We start from the raw sequence: 22626 nt of genomic DNA on the forward strand, positions 1-22626 counted from the left end.
TAGCTTTTTCATTACATTACCGTCCTTTCTTCAAAGGTTACCTTGAAAGGAAGTTTTGCTTTTGCAAGGTCAAAAGCTTCCATAGCAAGCTCTTTTGATACACCTTCCATTTCAAATAAAACTTTACCAGGTTGAATTTGAGCAACCCAATATTCAACGCTTCCTTTACCTTTACCTTGTCTTACTTCTAAAGGCTTTTGTGTGATAGGCTTATCAGGAAATACTCTAATCCAAATTTTTCCACCACGTTTAATGTGACGTGTCATTGCTCGACGAGCTGCTTCAATTTGTCGAGCAGTTAAACGACCACGCTCTAACGCCTTCAGACCAAACTCACCGAAACTAATTTTGCTACCGCGTAAGGCTAAACCTCTGTTACGGCCTTTCATCTGTTTGCGGTATTTAGTACGCTTTGGTTGTAACATGATACTTATTCCTCACTCACTGGGCGCTGTCAGATGTTCTTTTCTTTTGAGGCAATACTTCACCTTTGAAGATCCAGACTTTAACACCAATAATTCCGTAGGTAGTTTTAGATTCAGCTGTGCCATAATCAATATCAGCTCTAAAAGTGTGTAATGGAACACGACCTTCTCTATACCATTCAGATCGAGCAATTTCAGCTCCACCCAATCTACCACTTACACAAATCTTAATACCTTTCGCACCAGCTTTAAGTGCAGAAGTAACCGCTCGCTTCATAGCGCGTCGGAACATAACACGTTGTTCAAGCTGTTGTGCAATACCTTCAGCAACAAGAGTTGAGTCTAATTCTGGCTTCTTGATTTCTTCAATGTTCAAATGAACAGGAACACCAAGTTTGGCTGAAATTTCTTTTCGTAATGTCTCAATTCCACCACCTTTTTTGCCGATAATTACACCAGGTCTAGCAGTGTGGATGGTTACAACAGCATTATTAGCAGGGCGTTCAATTAAGATTCGGCTCACTGCTGCTGCCATTAATTTTTTCTTAAGTTCAGTACGAAGCTTAATATCTTGGATTAAGAACTCTGCATAGCGTTTGCTAGCAAACCACTTAGAGTTCCAATCTTTTATAATACCAAGGCGTATGCCTATTGGATTGACTTTTTGTCCCATTGCTATTCCTCGTCAGACACTTTAATCGTGATATGGCAGGTACGTTTGCAAATGCGGTTTGCACGACCCTTAGCTCTGGGACTAATACGTTTTAAAGTTGCTGCTTCATCAACGCATACCATACCTACTTTTAGATCATCAATATCTGCTCCGTTATTATTCTCAGCATTCGCAATTGCTGACTCTAATAATTTAAGCATTAATTGAGCACCTTTTTTTGGTGTAAACTTGAGGACATCAAGTGCACCAGACACGTTCATATTACGTATCATATCGGCTACTAATCTGCCCTTTTGAGCAGATAAAGGAGCGCCTTTTAACTTAGCTGTAACTTCCATCATAACCTCTTACTTGCCTTTAGCCTTTCTGTCGCCAGAATGACCTTTGAATGTACGAGTCATGGCAAACTCACCTAGTTTATGACCAACCATATTATCTGTAATATATACAGGAACATGATCTTTGCCGTTATGCACAGCTATTGTTAAATCAATCATTTCTGGAACGATTGTCGAACGTCTAGACCAAGTTTTAATTGGTTTTTTTGAATTTGATTCGATTGCAGCTTCTACTTTGCTGATCAAATGATGGTCAATAAATGGACCTTTTCTAATTGAACGAGCCACTTGATATCCTCTCAATAATTATTTCTTTTTACGCCGTCTGACTATAAAGCCATCAGTACGTTTATTACTTCTGGTTTTATATCCTTTAGTCGGAACTCCCCAAGGTGACACTGGATGACGCCCACCTGAAGTACGACCTTCACCACCACCATGCGGGTGATCAACAGGGTTCATTGCAACACCACGTACCGTTGGTCTAATTCCTCTCCAACGATTAGCTCCTGCTTTACCTAAAGAGCGTAGACTATGTTCACTATTACTTACCTCACCAATAACAGCTCGGCATAAAACATGTATTTTACGCATTTCGCCAGAACGTAATCTCAACGTTGCATAAATACCTTCTTTTGCAACGATTTGACCACTACATCCCGCGCTTCTTAACATCTGGGCACCTTTACCTGCTTTCATTTCAACACAGTGTATAGTAGTACCTACAGGTATGTTCTTAAGTGGCAAACAATTACCTACACTTATAGGTGAATCTGCTCCGCTAACAACAGTAGCACCAGCTTCTAAATTAGAAGGCGCTATTATATACCTTTTTTCTCCATCTGTGTAAGCAATTAAAGCAATGAGAGCCGTTCTATTTGGATCATACTCTAATCGTTCTACTCGTCCTGGAATACCATCTTTATCTCTTTTGAAATCAATAAGTCTGTATTTCTGACGCTGTCCGCCACCTATATGTCTTACGGTGATACGACCATGATTATTTCTACCACCTGACTTTTTTAGTTTTTCAACTAGCGCAGCATGTGGCTTTCCTTTATGGATATTGTGATGAACAACACGTATTTCGCCACGTTTACCGGGCGAAGTCGGTTTAGATTTTAATAATGCCATCTTAATCTGCCTTATTCGGTAACTGTAAAGTCAATATCTTGATCAGCGTGAAGGGATACAAATGCTTTCTTCCAGTCACTTCTTTTACCACTGGTTTGTTTAAAGCGTTTTGATTTACCTTTAACATTGATTACTGAAACACGTTTAACCTTAACGTTAAATATGTGCTCCACAGCCATTTTAATTTCAGTTTTAGTTGCACTTTTTAATACTTTAAAAGTGAACTGTTTAAACTTATCGGCCATAACAGTAGCCTTTTCAGAAGTATGTGGTTCACGAAGAACCATCATCAATCTCTCAGCATTCATTGTAACTGTTCCTCAATTTTTTTAATTGCAGCTTCTGTAACAACAACTTTTTCAAATCTGAGTAAGGAAACAGGATCTATAGTTGTAACATCACAGATATCGTAGTCAATTAGATTCCTAGAACCTAAATATTCGCTTTCACCAACTTCATTCATAATAATCAGTGCATTTTTAATATTCATCTGATTCATTTTGTTGATAAAATCTTTAGTCTTATGGCTCTCACATTGGAAATCACTAACGACTACCAGGTTGCCTGTACGACAAAGTTCGGAGATTATACTACGTAATGCGCGTTTGTACATTTTTTTATTAAGTTTTTGTGAGTAATCTCTCTTTTTAGATGCGAAAGTTACTCCACCACTTCTCCAAATCGGGCTACGAATGGTACCAGCTCTCGCTCTACCAGTTCCCTTTTGGTTCCATGGCTTCTTTCCACCGCCCCGAACTTCAGAGCGTGTTTTTTGAGCACTGTTACCACTTCGTGCATTATTCATATAAGTAACAACTGCCTGATGAACTAAGCCTTCATTGTATGCGTAGGCAAATACTTCTTTATTCAGTTGCAATTGTGCTTTTGTATCTATAGTAGTAATTTCCATCACTCACCTCTTGCTTGCTTTTTGGTCGCAGGCTTAATTTCTACTCGTGTACCTGGTGCTCCAGGGATTGCACCTTTAATCAGTAGTAAGTTTCTATCAGCGTCAACTCGAACAAGTTCCAGACTTTGAGTCGTACAACGAACATGCCCCATGTGTCCAGCCATTTTCTTACCTTTGAAAACACGACCTGGAGTCTGGTTTTGACCTATTGAACCTGGCACCCGGTGTGATCTGGAGTTACCGTGTGTTGCATCTTGAGTTCTGAAATTATGTCTTTTAACGGTTCCGGCAAAACCTTTACCTTTAGTGACACCAGAAACATCTACATATTGTCCAGCAGTAAACACGTCAGCAACAGAGATAACCTGACCTAGTGAAAATGCATCTTCAGAATCAACATGGAATTCTACCTGCATATCACCAGCTTCGATTTCTGCTTTTGCAAAGTGCCCAGCCAAAGGCTTGCTAACTTTACTTGCTTTTTTGGTTCCGCCAGTTAACTGCACAGCTAAATAACCATCATTTTCAGCAGTCTTAATTTGGGAAACCCGATTTGGATGTACTTCAACAACAGAAACAGGTATTGAAACCCCTTCTGCTGTAAAGACACGCGTCATGCCGATTTTACGACCTAATAAACCGATCATCATTGTAACACCTCTTTAATATCCTTCACCCTAACATTTAGTCATCAAGGCTTATCTGAACATCAACCCCAGCAGCCAGATCCAACTTCATCAATGCATCTACTGTTTTTTCAGTTGGATGAACAATAACGACCAGGCGTTTATGAGTACGTAATTCATACTGATCTCTAGCATCTTTATTAACGTGCGGTGAAATCAATACTGTAATTTTTTCCTTTCGGATAGGCAAAGGTATTGGGCCACGAATTTGGGCACCAGTACGCTTAGCAGTCTCAACGATTTCTCGTGTTGATATATCAATCAACCGATGATCAAAGGATTTTAATCTTATTTTAATGTTTTGATTGCTACTCATTATAATTACTCGATTATTTTAGCGACAACACCGGCGCCTACTGTACGGCCACCTTCCCTAATTGCAAAACGTAAACCTTCTGTCATTGCAATTGGGGCATGCAGGTTAATAACTAATTGTACGTTATCTCCTGGCATTACCATTTCAATTCCTTCAGGAAGATCACAAGTACCTGTTACGTCTGTAGTTCTGAAATAGAACTGAGGACGGTATCCATTAAAGAATGGAGTGTGACGTCCACCTTCTTCTTTGGATAATACATATACTTCTGCTTCAAACTTGGTATGAGGCTTAATTGTACCTGGTTTAGCTAATACTTGACCACGCTCAACTTCATCACGCTTAGTTCCACGTAATAATACGCCTACGTTATCTCCTGCTCGACCTTCGTCAAGAAGTTTACGGAACATTTCTACTCCGGTACAGATTGTTTTCTGGGTATCATGTATACCAACAATCTCAACTTCTTCACCAACTTTAACTATTCCGCTCTCAACACGGCCAGTAACAACTGTTCCACGTCCAGAGATAGAGAATACGTCTTCAATCGGTAACAGGAATGATTTATCAATGTTACGTACTGGCTCAGGGATGTATGAATCAAGAGTATCAACCAATTTTTCAATTGATGGAACACCAATATCACTTGTATCACCTTCCAGTGCTTTCAGCGCTGAGCCAACAACAATTGGAATATCGTCGCCAGGGAAATCGTAACTGCTTAGCAGATCACGTACTTCCATTTCAACAAGTTCCAACAACTCAGCATCATCTACCATGTCCGCTTTGTTCATATATACAACAATATATGGAACACCAACCTGACGTGATAACAGAATGTGTTCTCTGGTTTGTGGCATAGGACCATCAGCAGCAGATACTACAAGTATCGCTCCATCCATTTGCGCAGCACCAGTAATCATGTTCTTAACATAGTCAGCATGCCCTGGGCAATCTACGTGTGCGTAATGTCGGCCAGCTGATTCGTATTCAACGTGTGCGGTAGAAATTGTAATACCACGCTCTCTTTCTTCTGGAGCAGCATCAATCTGATCGTACGCTTTTGCTGTACCACCAAATTTTTTCGCCATGATTGTTGTAATCGCAGCTGTCAACGTAGTTTTACCATGATCTACGTGACCAATTGTTCCCACATTAACATGTGGCTTTTTACGTTCAAATTTTTCCTTAGCCATTTCAATAACCTCATTAACTTTTATTGTTTCTTGATAATTGCTTCAGCGATATTATTAGGTGCTTCAGCATACTTAGAAAATTCCATCGTATACGTTGCTCTTCCTTGAGTAGCAGAACGTAAATCAGTTGAATAACCGAACATCTCTGCAAGTGGAACTTCTGCTCTAACAATTTTACCTGCCGGAGAGTCTTCCATCCCCTGAACCAGTCCTCGGCGTCTGTTTAGGTCACCCATAACATCACCCATATAGTCCTCTGGGGTTACAACTTCAACAGCCATGATTGGCTCAAGCAATACTGGCTTGGCTCTTAAAGCACCTTGCTTGAAGCACTGAGACCCAGCAATTTTGAACGCCATTTCACTAGAATCTACCTCATGGAATGATCCATCAAATAGAGTTACTTTTACATCTACTACCGGATAACCGGCAATAACGCCATTTTGTAATTGTTCTTGAACGCCCTTGTCAACCGCGGGGATGTATTCTTTAGGAATCACTCCACCGACGATTTCATTGATAAATTCATATCCTTTACCAGCTTCTTGAGGTTCAATTTTCAACCAGACATGACCATACTGACCCCGTCCACCTGATTGTCTTACAAACTTACCTTCTTGCTCCACTGATTGCTTCAAGGTCTCACGGTAAGCAACCTGTGGTTTACCTACATTCGCTTCAACATTGAACTCTCGCCTCATTCGGTCAACAATGATTTCCAGATGCAACTCCCCCATACCTTCAATGATTGTTTGACCGGACTCCTCATCAGTATGTACTCTGAAAGAAGGATCTTCCTGAGCTAATTTTCCTAAAGCGACTCCCATTTTTTCCTGGTCTGCTTTAGTTCTCGGTTCTACTGCTACTGCAATCACTGGATCTGGAAAATCCATTTTTTCTAATATAACGATATTATCTTGATCACAGAGTGTATCACCAGTTACCACTGTTTTTAATCCAACTGCAGCAGCGATATCTCCTGCTCGAACCTCTTTAATTTCTTCTCGAGAGTTTGCATGCATTTGCAATAAACGGCCGATACGTTCTTTTTTACCTTTTACAGAGTTATATACAGTGTCACCACATTTTAATATTCCAGAGTAAGCTCTAAAATAAGTTAAGGTACCTACGAAAGGATCTGTAGCAATTTTAAACGCCAAAGCTGAAAATGGAGCATCATAACTGGTTTTACGATGCGTTTCATTACCGTCTTCATCAACGCCCTGAATATCAGGAATATCTGTTGGGGAAGGTAAATATTCAATGACGCCATCAAGTACAGCCTGAACACCTTTATTTTTGAAGGCAGAACCACAAAAGACAGGAACTACTTTATTAGTCACGGTCAAATGACGGATGGCCTTCTTAATTTCTGCTTCAGTAAATTCTTTCCCTTCGAGATACTTGGTCATTAACTCTTCGGAAGATTCTGCTGCGGCCTCTATAATCAATGCACGATACTCTTCGCATTCATTCATCAGTTCTGCTGGAATATCAATGTAATTAAAGGTCATACCTTTATTTTCTTCATCCCAGTGGATCGCTTTCATTTTAATGATGTCAATTACACCTTTAAAAGCTTCTTCCGCACCAATAGGAATCTGAACAACTACTGGATTTGCTCCCAGTCGTTGTTTGATTTGTGTCACAACACGATGGAAATTAGCCCCAACTCTGTCCATTTTATTAACGAACACGATTCTGGGTACACCGTATTTATTTGCTTGACGCCACACAGTTTCTGATTGAGGCTCAACTCCAGAAACAGAATCAAAAACAACAATAGCACCGTCCAGTACACGTAAAGAACGCTCCACTTCAATCATGAAGTCTACGTGCCCTGGGGTATCAATAATATTAATACGGTGGAGCTCAAATTGTTTGTCCATTCCGGACCAATAACAAGTTGTAGCCGCCGAGGTAATTGTTATGCCGCGCTCCTGCTCCTGAACCATCCAGTCCATAGTTGCAGCACCATCGTGTACTTCACCAAGCTTATGAGACATGCCAGTATAATACAATACACGCTCAGTAGTTGTGGTTTTTCCGGCATCAACGTGTGCAGCAATGCCTATGTTTCTGTACAGTTTTAGTGGAGTTGACACGGCCTAATCCTCTTTTAGTTCCATCTAAAATGAGCAAACGCCTGGTTGGCTTTTGCCATTTTATGAGTATCTTCCCGCTTTTTCACTGCAGAGCCTTTACTTTCAAAAGCATCCATCAGTTCGCCAGCTAATCGAAGCATCATGCCTTTTTCGCCACGTGAACGAGCAGCCTGAACAATCCAGCGCATTCCTAAGGCGATACTGCGATCGTGTCTTACTTCGACAGGCACTTGATAAGTAGCACCACCGACTCGGCGTGAACGAACCTCCACACTTGGGCGCACATTGTTCAATGCATCTTCAAAATAACGCAGAACTGTTCCAGCGTTGCTTCCTGAACCAGCTTCACCGCTTTCATCATCAGTTTTTTTAGTTTTCTTTATGCGCTCATCCAGAACTGTCAGTGCACCATAAATAATTTTCTCAGCAGTAGATTTCTTTCCGCTGACCATTAATACGTTAATAAATTTTGCTAGCAATTCGCTATGATGCTTAGGATCAGGCAAAATTTCACGTTTCGGTACTTCTCTTCTTCTTGGCATGTCTATTTCCTACAATCAGTTATTTTTTATCTTTAGGTTTTTTTGTACCATACTTAGAACGACCTTGTTTACGATCGTTAACACCTGATGTATCCAAACTACCTCGAACAGTGTGATATCGCACACCAGGTAAGTCTTTAACACGACCACCCCTAATAAGAACAACCGAGTGCTCCTGAAGGTTATGGCCTTCACCACCAATATATGATGAAACCTCAAATCCATTAGTTAAACGTACACGAGCAACCTTACGCATAGCTGAGTTAGGTTTTTTAGGTGTAGTAGTATAAACGCGAGTACAAACTCCGCGTCTTTGTGGACATGACTCTAGTGCAGGTACGTTACTTTTTTTCTTTACGTCCACACGAGGCTTTCTTACTAACTGATTAATAGTAGCCATTTGTACTTAACTCCGATCTGTCTCTTGTGAATATTTCGAATGCATAAGGAGGCCGGATTCTATATAGGTACGGCAGATTTGTCAAGTTTAAATCTACCGTTTTTGAATCCAGACTAGTGATCTTGATTGTCAGCATTTAATGCTTCACTCAATGCGTGTTCAACATCACTCGCAGTAACAGTGTGCGAAACATGCTCACCACCAGCTGCTGCCTTAGCTCTTTTTGCCTTTCGGCTTTGATGGTAAGTATAACCCGTTCCTGCTGGAATCAAGCGACCGACCATCACGTTTTCTTTCAAGCCACGTAAATCATCAATTTTACCACTTACAGCGGCTTCAGTTAGAACCCTTGTTGTTTCTTGGAACGATGCAGCAGAAATAAATGATTCTGTTGCCAAAGATGCTTTCGTGATACCCAATAGAATTGGAGTACCTCTGGCAATCTGTTTTCCTTCAGCAATAAGTTTGTCATTTTCTTGTAACATGACACTTTCTTCTATCTGTTCTCCTACCAGGAATTTTGAATCTCCGGCAAAAGTAATAACACGTTTACGCAACATTTGTCTTACTATTGTTTCTATGTGTTTGTCATTAATTTTTACGCCTTGTAATCTATATACATCCTGTACTTCATTTACAATGTAATTTGCTAATGCCCCAACACCAAGTAAACGCAATATATCATGAGGATTAAGTGCACCCTCAGCAATCAACTCTCCGCGTTCAACATGTTCACCTTCGAATACTGATATATGACGCCATTTAGGTATCAACTCTTCATGACATTGATCTTCAGAGACGTTTATAATCAGTCTTCTCTTACCTTTAGTTTCCTTACCAAAATTAACCAAGCCCGAAACTTCAGCCATAACAGCTGAATCTTTAGGTTTACGTGCTTCAAACAAGTCAGCAACTCTTGGCAGCCCCCCTGTAATATCGCGAGTCTTGGAACGTTCTTGAGGAATACGCGCAATAACGTCACCAATACCTACGTGGCCGCCATCCTCAAAGTTAATGATCGCATCAACAGGCAAATAATACTGTGCAGGAACGTTTGTACCGGCCAGGAATATATCATCACCTTCACTGGTAACCAATTTAACCATAGGCCTTAAATCGCGTCCTGCAGAACTTCTCTGCTTCGCATCAATTACCACGATGTTACTTAATCCAGTTAGTTCATCAGTTTGTCTGTTCATGGTTATACCATCAATCAAATCGATGAACTTCAGATTACCAGTTACTTCTGAAATTACTGGGTGAGTATGTGGATCCCATGTGGCGATGACCTGTCCTGCTTCGACTGCTGAATTATCCTGAGCAGAAATCACTGCTCCGTAAGGTAATTTATAACGCTCTCTCTCACGACCAAATTCATCGACAATGGTTACTTCACCAGAGCGGGATACCGCAACAAGATTTTTATTCTCGTGGGTTACCGTTTTAATATTGTGCAAGCGAATAACACCCTTTGTTTTTATTTGGATGTTATTGGCTGCAGTTGCTCTGGATGCAGCACCACCAATATGGAACGTACGCATGGTTAACTGTGTTCCAGGCTCACCAATTGACTGTGCCGCAATAATACCTACTGCTTCACCAGTATTAACTTTATGACCTCTCGCTAAATCTCGACCATAACACGCAGCACATAGACCAAAGCGAGTTTGGCAAGTAATAGGCGAACGAACCATAATTTGGTCGACACCCTGCTTCTCTAAGCTTTCTACCCATTCTTCATCAAGCAGCGTTCCTGCTTTAACTACAGGCTCACTTTGATTGGGAATATAAACATCAGTAGCGACTACGCGTCCTAATACTCTTTCATGTAAAGGCTCAACGATATCTCCACCTTCGATTAGAGGTTGCATTAGAATCCCAGTATCAACGCCACAATCATCTTCAGTGATTACGACATCTTGAGCAACATCAACTAATCTTCTTGTCAAATATCCAGAGTTCGCTGTTTTTAACGCGGTATCCGCCAAACCTTTTCTCGCTCCATGAGTAGAAATAAAGTATTGGAATACGTTCAAACCTTCACGGAAATTTGCAGTAATAGGAGTTTCAATAATCGAACCATCTGGTGCGGCCATCAATCCTCGCATACCTGCTAACTGTCTAATCTGGGCAGCCGAACCCCTTGCACCAGAATCTGCCATCATAAAGATTGGGTTAAATGATTCTTGTCTTACTGCATCACCTTTTGCATTAATGACTTCTTCTGTAGCAATTCTTGTCATCATTGACTTTGCGACTAATTCATTAGTTCTCGACCAGATATCGATTACTTTATTGTATCGCTCACCATTGGTTACTAATCCAGAACGAAACTGTGATTCAATTTCACGTACTTCGTTATCTGCATGTTCAATAATAGTTGCTTTATCTTCTGGAATTTCCATATCTTCAATACCTATGGAGATACCTGAACGAGAAGCGTATTTAAAACCTGTATACATTAACTGGTCAGCAAATATAACCGTTTCTTTTAAGCCAAAATTACGGTAGCAGCCATCAATAACCTTAGAAATTACTTTCTTGGTCATAGTTCTATTGATGTTTGCAAAAGGCATACCTTTTGGCAAAATTTCAGCAAGAATAGCGCGGCCGACTGTAGTTTCTACTAGATGATGTCCAGCAGAATCATCTTCCTTAGGCATGCGAATTTTGATTTTCGCATGAATGTCAAGATGACCGGCTTCATAAAAATTTTGTGCTTCTTGTGCACTAGCATAAATTTTTCCTTCGCCTTGAGCGTTTACTTTTTCTCGGGTCAGATAATAAAGACCCAGTACAACGTCCTGACTTGGAACAATGATAGGCTCACCACTTGCAGGCGAAAGAATATTATTAGTAGACATCATTAAAGAACGAGCTTCTAATTGGGCCTCGAGTGTTAATGGCACGTGCACGGCCATCTGGTCTCCATCGAAGTCAGCATTATAAGCGGTACATACTAAAGGATGCAGTTGTATTGCTTTACCCTCGATAAGTACGGGTTCGAATGCTTGAATACCAAGTCGGTGCAGTGTTGGTGCTCTATTTAATAAGATCGGATGTTCACGAATCACATCATCCAGAATATCCCAGACCACTGATTCTTCCCTTTCGACCATTTTTTTAGCAGCTTTAATTGTTGTAGCCAAACCTCTGAATTCTAATTTAGAAAATATAAATGGTTTGAACAACTCTAATGCCATCTTCTTTGGCAATCCACATTGATGCAGTTTTAAAGTAGGACCAACAACGATTACAGAACGACCTGAATAATCAACACGCTTACCTAAAAGATTCTGTCTAAAACGGCCTTGCTTACCTTTGATCATGTCAGCAAGAGATTTAAGTGGTCTTTTATTGGTACCTGTTATTGCTCGTCCTCTTCTGCCGTTATCAAGCAATGCATCAACGGACTCTTGTAACATCCTTTTTTCGTTACGGACAATGATGTCAGGTGCATTCAGATCCAGAAGACGCTTTAATCTGTTATTTCTATTAATGACTCGTCGATAGAGATCATTTAAATCAGATGTAGCAAAACGTCCACCATCCAGAGGCACTAACGGTCTTAAATCTGGAGGAAGAACTGGTAAAACATCCATAATCATCCACTCAGGCTTATTACCTGACTCATAGAATGCTTCCAGTAATTTTAATCGTTTAGTGATTTTCTTAATTTTAGTTTCAGAATTTGTGGTAGGTAATTCTTCACGTAAATTTTTAATTTCATCTTCTAAATCAATTTGACGTAGCAAGTCACGAATTGCTTCTGCACCCATACGCGCATCGAACTCATCACCATATTGTTCCATTGCATCAAGATATACTTCATCATTTAGTAACTGGCCGCGTTCCAGTTCTGTCATACCTGGGTCGACGACAACAAACGCTTCAAAATAGAGGACTCGTTCAATATCACGCAAGGTCATATCGAGAAGCAGGCCAATTCTTGATGGTAGTGATTTAAGGAACCAGATATGAGCAACCGGACTAGCAAGTTCGATATGCCCCATACGTTCACGTCTGACTTTAGCCAAAGCCAGTTCTACACCACACTTTTCACAAATAACACCACGATGTTTTAAGCGTTTGTATTTACCGCATAAACATTCATAGTCTTTCACGGGACCGAATGTTTTCGCACAGAACAAACCATCTCGTTCTGGCTTAAATGTTCTGTAGTTAATCGTTTCAGGTTTCTTTACTTCTCCGTAAGACCATGAACGAATTAACTCAGGTGATGCCAATGCAATTTTAATTGCATCAAATTCTTCACTTTGACCTTGCTGTTTGAGAATACCGAGTAAATCACTCATTACAGGTGCTTTTCTCATTGGGTCGTTGCTTAGGGTAGCCAAGTCTATGCCTCCAAAAATTGGTTAGTCAGTACGTATCGCTGAACAATTAATCGTGATCTAACTCGATATCAATTCCCAGTGCTCTAATTTCTTTCAATAATACATTGAACGATTCAGGCATTCCTGGGTCCATACGATGGTCTCCATCGACTATATTTTTGTAGATCTTTGTCCTACCTCCAACGTCATCTGATTTAACAGTCAACATTTCCTGTAATGTATACGCAGCTCCATAAGCTTCCAATGCCCAAACTTCCATCTCTCCGAAGCGCTGACCACCGAACTGTGCTTTACCGCCAAGTGGTTGCTGCGTAACCAAACTGTATGAACCTGTAGAACGAGCATGCATCTTATCATCAACCAGGTGATTCAATTTCAACATGTACATATACCCTACAGTAACTGGGTTATCAAATTTGTTACCGGTTCTGCCATCAATCAGAGTCGTCTTACCATTGCGAGACAATCCAGCCAGCTCAAGCATACTCTTGATTTCTTCTTCAGAAGCACCATCAAATACAGGAGTAGCCATAGGTACACCTGCACGCAGATTATCTGCCAGTCGGTATAACTCCGCGTCATCCAGGCAATCCAGGTTCACACGTTGTACTCCGTCATGATTATAAATTTTTTGCAGGAAGGCTCTGATTTCTTCTGGACTCTTCTTGCTGTCAAGTAACTGAGCAATTTTATGCCCCAAACCCTTAGCTGCAAGACCAAGGTGTGTTTCCAATACCTGACCAATATTCATACGCGAAGGTACGCCTAATGGATTTAGTACGATATCAACAGCGGTACCATCTTCCATATGTGGCATGTCTTCAATAGGGACAACTATTGAAATAACCCCTTTATTACCATGTCGACCAGCCATTTTATCACCAGGCTGTATTCTTCTTTTAACTGCTAAATAAACTTTAACAATTTTAAGAACTCCAGGGGCAAGATCGTCACCTTGAATTATCTTTTTACGGCTGTCATTAAATCTCTTTTCCATTTCTTTGGATAAGAGTTCTAATTGTTTAGATAATTGTTCCAGTTGCTGGCTGACAGCATCATTATCTAAGCGAATATCAAACCATTTTTGTCGTTCCACGGTAGTTAAATATTCATGCGTGATAGTTGATCCGGGTCTTAAATTACCAGGTCCACCAGCAGCTTCTTTATCGATCAGTAAATTAAATACACGATGATAAATGTCTTCTTCACGAATACGTCGCTCGTCAATTAAGTCTTTTCGGACACGGGCCAAATGTTCTTCTTCTATGCTTTTAGCTCTTGCGTCTTTATCTAATCCATCTCGAGTAAAGACTTGTACATCAATAACAGTACCATTCATGCCAGAAGGGACGCGTAAAGAAGAATCTTTAACATCAGAAGCTTTTTCACCAAATATTGCTCTTAAAAGCTTTTCTTCAGGGGTTAATTGAGTCTCTCCTTTAGGAGTAACTTTACCCACCAGAATATCTCCGGCATTAACCTCAGCACCTATATATACAACACCAGACTCGTCAAGATTTGATAAAGCAGACTCTCCAACATTAGGAATATCCGCAGTAATCTCTTCTGTGCCCAATTTAGTATCACGAGCAATACAGGTTAACTCTTCAATATGAATTGTAGTAAATCGGTCGTCTTGTACAATTCGTTCGGAAAGAAGAATGGAGTCTTCAAAGTTATATCCATTCCACGGCATAAATGCTACAAGCAAGTTCTGGCCAAGGGCCAACTCGCCCATATCAGTACAAGGACCATCTGCAAGAACATCACCACGCTGAATCACATCACCAGTGCTTACAATTGGGCGCTGATTAATACAAGTATCCTGATTGGAACGGAAGTATTTAGTAAGATTATAAATATCAACGCCGGTTTCACCTGCAGTTGTCTCATCATCATTTACGCGCACTACGATACGAGATGCATCAACTAAGTCGATGATTCCGCCTCGTTTAGCCACGACGGAAACTCCTGAGTCTGAAGCAACGATACGCTCCATTCCAGTACCAACGAGCGGTTTCTCTGAACGTAAAGTAGGAACAGCTTGACGCTGCATGTTTGATCCCATCAGAGCTCTGTTCGCATCATCATGCTCAAGGAATGGAATTAATGAAGCAGCAACAGAAACGATTTGTTTCGGTGACACGTCCATATAATTAATTTTATCGGGCGTGGTCAGTGAGAATTCATTTTGATGTCGGCAAGGAACCAAATCAGCAAGAATATTGCCTGCTTCATCAAGAGAAACACTTGATTGTGCTATATATTGATCAACTTCTTCAATTGCAGATAAATACTCAATCTCATCCGTTACACGACCATCAATAACCTTACGACATGGCGTTTCAATAAAACCATAATCATTTGTTCTTGCGTAAACAGATAGAGAATTAATTAATCCAATGTTTGGACCTTCAGGTGTTTCAATCGGGCAAACTCGACCGTAGTGAGTTGTATGAACGTCACGAACCTCAAATCCAGCACGCTCCCTTGTTAAACCACCTGGGCCTAGTGCAGAAACACGTCGTTTATGAGTAACACCAGATAATGGATTCACCTGATCCATAAACTGTGATAATTGACTTGAGCCGAAAAACTCTTTAACTGCTGCAGATACGGGTTTCGCATTGATTAAATCTTGTGGCATCAGATTATCAGATTCAGCGAGGCTCAAACGCTCTTTTACAGCACGCTCAACCCGAACCAGACCGACTCTAAATTGATTTTCAGCCATTTCACCGACGCTACGTACTCGTCGATTACCTAAATGATCAATATCATCAACCATACCAATACCATTTCTGATATCAATTAATGTTTTGATAACAGCCATAATGTCTTCTTTAGTCAATGTGCCAGGGCCATCATCATTTTTCCTGCCAACACGACGATTAAATTTCATTCGTCCTACAGCAGACAAATCATAACGATCATCAACAAAAAATAAATTCTTAAATAAAGCTTCTGCTGCTTCTTTTGTAGGTGGCTCACCAGGACGCATCATACGATAGATTTCAACCAAAGCTTCTAGTTGAGATGAAGTTGGATCGATTTTCAATGTATCGGAAATATATGAACCATGATCAAGATCGTTTGTGTAGATCATGTCTATATGCAATATACCATGACTTGCCATTGAATCTAACAGCTCTTCTGTGAGTTCATCATTAGCCTGAGCAAGGAACTCTCCAGTCAAGGTATCAATAACATTTTTGGCAAGAGTTTTACCAATTAAATAGTCACGTGGTACAACAAGATCCTGCATATGGTATTTTTCCATATGTTTGATGTGTCGAGCAGTAATTCTTCGGCCTTGCTCTACAATTAATTCACCAGTCTCAGGAACTAATATGTCAAATGAAGCAATTTCACCACGTAAACGTTGTGGTATTAAGTCAATGTGATACTCGCCATTTTTCAGATGACAGCTTGTAACATCAAAAAACTCACCCAGAATATCTTCAGCTTCATATCCTAATGCTCTTAGTAATATACTAACAGGAAGCTTACGTCTTCTATCGATTCTAACATAAACACAATCTTTAGGATCGAATTCAAAATCTAACCATGAACCACGATAAGGTATAATTCTTGCGGAATAGAGTAATTTACCGGATGAATGTGTTTTACCTTTATCATGTTCAAATATAACACCTGGTGAACGGTGCAATTGAGACACAACTACCCTTTCCGTTCCGTTTACAACAAATGTACCAACATCTGTCATTAAGGGAATTTCACCCATGAATACATCTTGTTCTCTAATGTCTTTAATTGGTTTTGGATCATCGCTTGCATCTTTATCAAGAACTACAAGTCTTATTTTGACCCTTAATGGCGCGGAATAAGTTAAACCTCTTAATTTACATTCTCTTACGTCAAATGCAGGCTCACCTAATTTATAACCTACATATTCGAGTCGTGCATTACCTGAAAAACTTTCAATTGGAAATACAGATGTAAATGCTGCATGCAAACCGGCATTAAGATGTTCACTTAATTTAGAATCAGTTTGGAGAAAGTCTCTATAAGACTTTAGTTGGATTTCAAGCAGATTTGGTATAGCCATCTTATCGGTCTGCTTACCAAAGCTTTTGCGAAATCGTTTCTTCTCAGCATGTGAATATTGAGGTTTAGCTTCTGCAACGGCCATGGTGATTCCTCTGTAAATTATTAATGACTTCAAACACGTAAACCCAGCCATGTAAACATGGCTGGGTTCCTAAATTACTTTTATAACTTAATTATTTAACTTCAACTGTAGCACCGGCTTCTTCAAGCTCTTTCTTAATGCTAGCAGCTTCGTCTTTAGATACACCTTCTTTAACAGTTGAAGGAGCACCTTCTACTAGATCTTTAGCTTCTTTTAAGCCAAGTCCAGTCAGGCCACGAATTACTTTAATTACGCCAACTTTGTTCGCACCAAAGCTAGTCATAATTACGTTGAATTCAGTTTGCTCTTCAGCAGCAGCAGATGCAGCAGCAGGCGCAGCTACAGCTACAGCAGCAGCGGCAGCAGAAACATTGAATTTTTCTTCCATTGCTTCGATTAACTCAACAACTTCCATTACTGACATATTGGAAATTGTATTTAAAATATCATCTTTTGACACAGCCATTACTAGCTCCTAGTTTAAAATTATTTAATGATTAAGGGGTTATCCTGCTTTTTTATCTTTTACTGCTGCTATAGTTCTCACTAGTTTTGCGTGAGGTTCAGCAAGAGTACGGACAAATTTCTCAATTGGCGCTTTCATGACATACATTAACTTGGCAATAGCCTCATCACGTGTAGGTAAGCTTGCAACCGCATCAATTTGCGTTGCATCATAAACTTTTCCACCTACTGATAATGCTTTTATCTCAAGCTTATCAAATGTCTTTGAAAACTCTTTAAGTAGTCTTGCTGCATCACTTGGTGCTTCTAGTGACAAAGCAATAAATAACGGACCTACAAGTAAGTCGTTCAAGCATTCAAATTCGGTATTTTTAAAAGCTCTTCGAGTTAAAGTATTTCTAACTACTCGAAGATAAACACCAGATTTACGTGCTTCACTACGTAAATGCGTCATTTGATTAACAGTTAAACCACGATAATCAGCAACTACTGCCGAAATAGCCTTAGATGCGACTGCAGTCACTTCTTCAACAACGGCTTTTTTTGCAGCTAAATTTAATGTCACGTTACTGACCTCCTAATTTGTACAAATCACAAGGACTTGACAGTTATGGTGGCCGTCTCTTTATAAAAGGAGCCGGTTCACCGTCTGCGCAGGAAATTAAGCTTTAAGCACCTGCGGTCTTCGACGACATGGAACCAAATCTATGCCGTGAATTCTTAAAAATGGGGTGTAATATTACACAGCTATTGATGAAATATCAATAGGCAATCCAGCCCCCATTGTAGTAGATAACGATATTTTCTTCAAATATTGCCCTTTTGAAGAAGCAGGTTTTGCTTTCTTCAAGTCGCTGATTAGTGCAACAATATTTTCAAGGATATCTTCTGGAGAAAAATCGGCTTTACCAACTGAACAATGGATAATACCATTCTTATCAGTTCTGTAACGAACCTGACCAGACTTGGCATCATTAACTGCTGCTTCAACGTTAGTCGTAACTGTTCCAACTTTTGGGTTTGGCATCAAGCCTCTTGGGCCCAGGATTTGACCTAATTGACCAACGATACGCATAGCATCCGGTGTTGCAATTACAACATCAAAATCCATTGAACCAGCTTTAATCTGTTCAGCCAAGTCTTCGAAACCAACAATATCAGCACCAGCAGCTTTAGCTTTCGCAGCATTATCGCCTTGGGCAAAAACGGCAACACGTACAGTTTTTCCAGTACCTTTGGGTAAATTAGTAGAAGAACGAACAACCTGATCAGATTTACGTGGGTCTACGCCTAAATTAACACTAATATCAATGCTTTCTTTGAATTTAGTTGATGTAAATTGCTTTAATAAAGTTACTGCTTCATGAACAGAATATAAATGATTAACTTTAACTGCTTCTATAATCTTCTTTTGTTTTTTTGATAATTTTGACATGGTAACCCCTTATTCTAAACCTTCAACGTCAATACCCATGCTACGTGCAGTTCCAGCAATACTTCTAACTGCAGCAGAAAGATCAGCAGCTGTAAGATCTGGCTGTTTTGTTTTAGCAATCTCTTCAAGTTTACTGACGTGTAGCTTAGCTACTTTCTTAGTATTAGGTGTACCACTTCCACTTTGAATATTTGCAGCTTTTTTCAATAGAACAGACGCTGGTGGAGTTTTAGTAACAAAGGTAAAACTACGATCACTATAAACAGTGATCACAACAGGAGTAGGTAAGCCTTGTTCCATTTGCTGTGTTGCCGCGTTAAATGCTTTACAGAACTCCATGATGTTAACACCACGTTGACCTAAAGCAGGTCCTACTGGTGGGCTTGGGTTTGCTTTACCCGCAGGAATTTGTAATTTTATATATGCTTCTACTTTTTTTGCCATGTTTACTCCTTATGGGTCATGCGCTAGCTTTTATCAATTAATATGAGACCTTGATTAAGTTCTAGCTCCCCGGTTTTATAAAGCTTTTCTTAGATTCTTATAATCTAACGATATTGGGACTGGATTTTGATCTGCAGCTTTAGTGGATAGTGCATTTGATTAATTAAGTTTTTTCAACTTGACTAAATTCCAACTCCACAGGAGTAGAACGACCAAAAATCAGTACGGCTACTCGTAATCTGTTTTTCTCATAGTTCACTTCTTCAACAACACCATTGAAGTCAACAAAAGGACCTTCTTTAACCCGGATAACTTCTCCTGGCTCAAACAATATTTTAGGCCTTGGTTTTGTCACTCCATCCTCAACGCGTTGCATAATAGCACGAGCTTCTTTATCAGTAATGGGTGTTGGCGTTTGGCTTGTTCCACCAATAAAGCCTAATACTCGTGGAATTGCTCGTACCATGTGCCAAGTTTGATCATCCATCACCATATTGACTAACACATAGCCTGGAAAGAACTTACGTGTACTTTTACGTTTTTGACCTGAACGCATTTCAACGACTTCTTCCGATGGTACAACTACTTCACCAATTTTATCTTGTAGATTATGGTGCAATGCTCGCGATGTTATTTCACGCATAACAAAATTTTCATAACCTGAATAGGCATGTACAACGTACCATTGTTTAGATTTGTGTTCGTCCACCAGCTTCACCCTAAATGAGTTATTTTAGCTATTGACCACATCATTATGGAATCAACTCCCCAGAGTATGAATCCAGTTAATGTAACCATAACCATTACTATAATTGTTGTTTGAACTGTTTCCTGGCGTGTAGGCCATACTACTTTGAGTAATTCAGTCTTTGCTTCTTGAGCAAATAAAAATATTTGTTTACCTGTTGTAGTTAGATAAGCTAGAAATAAAGTCAATACGAACCAACCTAGCCAAACCATAGACTGAATTGGACCTGATAAAGTGTAAAAATAGGTACAAAAAAATGCGCCTGCAGTAACGAATACCACAGCCAACCAAGATATTATATCTTTCATGTTTATCTGATTTTCGCTAGAACTTTTCATATTTACTTGGTAAGTTGGCAGGCCAGGAGGGAATCGAACCCCCAACCTGCGGTTTTGGAGACCGCCACTCTGCCAATTGAGCTACTGGCCTAATTTTTATTGGCATGAAACAAAATATTCATGCCAACACACTTTAACACATCTTACTCTATAATTTTCGCAACAACACCAGCGCCCACTGTACGGCCACCTTCTCTAATCGCGAAACGTAAACCTTCTGTCATTGCAATTGGGGCATGCAGGTTAATAACTAATTGTACGTTATCTCCTGGCATTACCATTTCAATTCCTTCAGGAAGATCACAAGTACCTGTTACGTCTGTAGTTCTGAAATAGAACTGAGGACGGTATCCATTAAAGAATGGAGTGTGACGTCCACCTTCTTCTTTGGATAATACATATACTTCTGCTTCAAACTTGGTATGAGGCTTAATTGTACCTGGTTTAGCTAATACTTGACCACGCTCAACTTCATCACGCTTAGTTCCACGTAATAATACGCCTACGTTATCTCCTGCTCGACCTTCGTCAAGAAGTTTACGGAACATTTCTACTCCGGTACAGATTGTTTTCTGGGTATCATGTATACCAACAATCTCAACTTCTTCACCAACTTTAACTATTCCGCTCTCAACACGGCCAGTAACAACTGTTCCACGTCCAGAGATAGAGAATACGTCTTCAATCGGTAACAGGAATGATTTATCAATGTTACGTACTGGCTCAGGGATGTATGAATCAAGAGTATCAACCAATTTTTCAATTGATGGAACACCAATATCACTTGTATCACCTTCCAGTGCTTTCAGCGCTGAGCCAACAACAATTGGAATATCGTCGCCAGGGAAATCGTAACTGCTTAGCAGATCACGTACTTCCATTTCAACAAGTTCCAACAACTCAGCATCATCTACCATGTCCGCTTTGTTCATATATACAACAATATATGGAACACCAACCTGACGTGATAACAGAATGTGTTCTCTGGTTTGTGGCATAGGACCATCAGCAGCAGATACTACAAGTATCGCTCCATCCATTTGCGCAGCACCAGTAATCATGTTCTTAACATAGTCAGCATGCCCTGGGCAATCTACGTGTGCGTAATGTCGGCCAGCTGATTCGTATTCAACGTGTGCGGTAGAAATTGTAATACCACGCTCTCTTTCTTCTGGAGCAGCATCAATCTGATCGTACGCTTTTGCTGTACCACCAAATTTTTTCGCCATGATTGTTGTAATCGCAGCTGTCAACGTAGTTTTACCATGATCTACGTGACCAATTGTTCCCACATTGACGTGTGGCTTTTTACGCTCAAATTTTTCCTTCGCCATCGGAAAGTCTCCCCGTTTGCTAATTGATATTTACATGGTGCCCACAACTGGACTCGAACCAACGACCTCTTCCTTACCAAGGAAGTGCTCTACCACCTGAGCTATGTGGGCTTAACATATCAGCTTGCCGACTTGAGATGAACAAGCAAATATTTGTACTACAATTATGGAGCGGGTGGTGGGAATCGAACCCACGCTATCAGCTTGGAAGGCTGAAGTTCTACCATTGAACTACACCCGCTTTCTAACCTTTCTTCATAAACTGGTGGAGGGGGAAGGATTCGAACCTTCGAAGGCAGAGCCGTCAGATTTACAGTCTGATCCCTTTGACCGCTCGGGAACCCCTCCAAAAAGAACGCTATTGTCTTTTAAGATTAAGTGAATGTCAACAGTTTTGTTGTTGACATTCTTTTCTACTTAGATGGTGCTGGCACCAGGAATCGAACCCGGGACCTACTGATTACAAGTCAGTTGCTCTACCAACTGAGCTACGCCAGCATGTAAGCTTTTCACTTTTTAACACTAACGACTTGCTTTATGCTGCCTCATTGGCAACAGAAGTCGCTTTAATAATAAAACCCTGGCAATGACCTACTTTCGCATGAGGAGACCTCACACTATCATCG

At 40.2% G+C, this 22626-nt stretch carries 22 protein-coding genes and 5 tRNA genes; all 27 read right to left on the bottom strand.

Annotated features, from left to right (window positions below):
- Positions 1–11 precede the first annotated feature (11 nt).
- The 27 genes from rplP to Q0495_RS02115 all read right to left on the bottom strand — a co-directional run bounded on the left by rplP (position 12) and on the right by Q0495_RS02115 (position 22498).
- Entirely contained in the window at positions 12–425 is a 414-nt protein-coding gene (gene rplP, locus Q0495_RS01985; RefSeq protein WP_298622493.1) for a 50S ribosomal protein L16, read from the bottom strand.
- A 16-nt stretch (positions 426–441) separates the two neighbouring features.
- Positions 442–1098: a 30S ribosomal protein S3 gene (rpsC, locus tag Q0495_RS01990; RefSeq protein ID WP_298622496.1), complete on the bottom strand. Its 657-nt coding sequence runs from the start codon at positions 1096–1098 to the stop codon at positions 442–444.
- Between the two features lie 2 nt (positions 1099–1100).
- Positions 1101–1436: a 50S ribosomal protein L22 gene (gene rplV, locus Q0495_RS01995; RefSeq protein ID WP_028385540.1), complete on the bottom strand. Its 336-nt coding sequence runs from the start codon at positions 1434–1436 to the stop codon at positions 1101–1103.
- A gap of 9 nt (positions 1437–1445) precedes the next feature.
- Complete coding sequence (rpsS, locus tag Q0495_RS02000) at positions 1446–1724, bottom strand: 30S ribosomal protein S19 (RefSeq protein ID WP_298622498.1); 279 nt, start codon at positions 1722–1724, stop codon at positions 1446–1448.
- 18 nt (positions 1725–1742) lie between these two features.
- Positions 1743–2570: a 50S ribosomal protein L2 gene (gene rplB, locus Q0495_RS02005; RefSeq protein ID WP_298622500.1), complete on the bottom strand. Its 828-nt coding sequence runs from the start codon at positions 2568–2570 to the stop codon at positions 1743–1745.
- An 11-nt stretch (positions 2571–2581) separates the two neighbouring features.
- Entirely contained in the window at positions 2582–2878 is a 297-nt protein-coding gene (rplW, locus tag Q0495_RS02010; RefSeq protein ID WP_298622502.1) for a 50S ribosomal protein L23, read from the bottom strand.
- Positions 2875–3480, bottom strand: coding sequence for a 50S ribosomal protein L4 (gene rplD, locus Q0495_RS02015; RefSeq protein ID WP_298622503.1), 606 nt, complete (start codon positions 3478–3480; stop codon positions 2875–2877). Before rplD ends, rplW begins: the two co-directional genes overlap by 4 nt.
- Positions 3480–4127 carry a 50S ribosomal protein L3 gene (rplC, locus tag Q0495_RS02020; protein ID WP_298622540.1) on the bottom strand — a complete coding sequence of 216 codons (648 nt, stop codon included), beginning with the start codon at positions 4125–4127 and terminating at the stop codon, positions 3480–3482. Before rplC ends, rplD begins: the two co-directional genes overlap by 1 nt.
- A 37-nt stretch (positions 4128–4164) precedes the next feature.
- On the bottom strand, positions 4165–4482 hold the full coding sequence (gene rpsJ, locus Q0495_RS02025) for a 30S ribosomal protein S10 (RefSeq protein WP_298622504.1): 318 nt from the start codon (positions 4480–4482) through the stop codon (positions 4165–4167).
- A 5-nt stretch (positions 4483–4487) separates the two neighbouring features.
- Complete coding sequence (gene tuf, locus Q0495_RS02030; RefSeq protein ID WP_298622506.1) at positions 4488–5678, bottom strand: elongation factor Tu; 1191 nt, start codon at positions 5676–5678, stop codon at positions 4488–4490.
- A gap of 20 nt (positions 5679–5698) precedes the next feature.
- Positions 5699–7783 (bottom strand): elongation factor G, encoded by a 2085-nt coding sequence (fusA, locus tag Q0495_RS02035; RefSeq protein ID WP_298622507.1) that lies wholly within the window; start codon positions 7781–7783, stop codon positions 5699–5701.
- 14 nt (positions 7784–7797) lie between these two features.
- The gene (gene rpsG / locus Q0495_RS02040) at positions 7798–8325 is read right to left on the bottom strand and encodes a 30S ribosomal protein S7 (RefSeq protein ID WP_298622509.1); all 528 of its coding nucleotides are present in this window, start codon (positions 8323–8325) and stop codon (positions 7798–7800) included.
- 19 nt (positions 8326–8344) lie between these two features.
- Complete coding sequence (gene rpsL, locus Q0495_RS02045) at positions 8345–8725, bottom strand: 30S ribosomal protein S12 (RefSeq protein ID WP_010654837.1); 381 nt, start codon at positions 8723–8725, stop codon at positions 8345–8347.
- Between the two features lie 113 nt (positions 8726–8838).
- The gene (gene rpoC / locus Q0495_RS02050; protein WP_298622542.1) at positions 8839–13041 is read right to left on the bottom strand and encodes a DNA-directed RNA polymerase subunit beta'; all 4203 of its coding nucleotides are present in this window, start codon (positions 13039–13041) and stop codon (positions 8839–8841) included.
- An 88-nt stretch (positions 13042–13129) separates the two neighbouring features.
- Entirely contained in the window at positions 13130–17236 is a 4107-nt protein-coding gene (gene rpoB / locus Q0495_RS02055; RefSeq protein ID WP_298622520.1) for a DNA-directed RNA polymerase subunit beta, read from the bottom strand.
- Positions 17237–17327: 91 nt separating this feature from the next.
- The gene (gene rplL, locus Q0495_RS02060) at positions 17328–17702 is read right to left on the bottom strand and encodes a 50S ribosomal protein L7/L12 (protein WP_298622522.1); all 375 of its coding nucleotides are present in this window, start codon (positions 17700–17702) and stop codon (positions 17328–17330) included.
- A 39-nt stretch (positions 17703–17741) separates the two neighbouring features.
- Positions 17742–18266 carry a 50S ribosomal protein L10 gene (gene rplJ, locus Q0495_RS02065; protein ID WP_298622524.1) on the bottom strand — a complete coding sequence of 175 codons (525 nt, stop codon included), beginning with the start codon at positions 18264–18266 and terminating at the stop codon, positions 17742–17744.
- A 174-nt stretch (positions 18267–18440) separates the two neighbouring features.
- Positions 18441–19136 carry a 50S ribosomal protein L1 gene (gene rplA, locus Q0495_RS02070; RefSeq protein WP_298622526.1) on the bottom strand — a complete coding sequence of 232 codons (696 nt, stop codon included), beginning with the start codon at positions 19134–19136 and terminating at the stop codon, positions 18441–18443.
- 9 nt (positions 19137–19145) lie between these two features.
- Positions 19146–19580: a 50S ribosomal protein L11 gene (rplK, locus tag Q0495_RS02075; protein WP_298622528.1), complete on the bottom strand. Its 435-nt coding sequence runs from the start codon at positions 19578–19580 to the stop codon at positions 19146–19148.
- A gap of 163 nt (positions 19581–19743) precedes the next feature.
- The gene (gene nusG / locus Q0495_RS02080; protein WP_367274366.1) at positions 19744–20292 is read right to left on the bottom strand and encodes a transcription termination/antitermination protein NusG; all 549 of its coding nucleotides are present in this window, start codon (positions 20290–20292) and stop codon (positions 19744–19746) included.
- A 2-nt stretch (positions 20293–20294) separates the two neighbouring features.
- Complete coding sequence (gene secE, locus Q0495_RS02085) at positions 20295–20666, bottom strand: preprotein translocase subunit SecE (RefSeq protein WP_367274365.1); 372 nt, start codon at positions 20664–20666, stop codon at positions 20295–20297.
- A 15-nt stretch (positions 20667–20681) separates the two neighbouring features.
- A tRNA-Trp gene (locus Q0495_RS02090) sits at positions 20682–20757 on the bottom strand.
- 52 nt (positions 20758–20809) lie between these two features.
- Positions 20810–22000, bottom strand: a complete 1191-nt coding sequence (gene tuf / locus Q0495_RS02095; RefSeq protein WP_298622506.1) for an elongation factor Tu — start codon at positions 21998–22000, stop codon at positions 20810–20812.
- A gap of 35 nt (positions 22001–22035) precedes the next feature.
- Positions 22036–22111 (bottom strand) — tRNA-Thr (locus Q0495_RS02100).
- 56 nt (positions 22112–22167) lie between these two features.
- Positions 22168–22241 (bottom strand) — tRNA-Gly (locus tag Q0495_RS02105).
- 22 nt (positions 22242–22263) lie between these two features.
- Positions 22264–22348, bottom strand: a tRNA-Tyr gene (locus tag Q0495_RS02110).
- Between the two features lie 74 nt (positions 22349–22422).
- Positions 22423–22498: transfer RNA gene (locus tag Q0495_RS02115), tRNA-Thr, on the bottom strand.
- Positions 22499–22626: the final 128 nt, after the last annotated feature.

Source organism: uncultured Legionella sp. (assembly GCF_937871865.1).
Classification (GTDB): Bacteria; Pseudomonadota; Gammaproteobacteria; order Legionellales; family Legionellaceae; genus Legionella.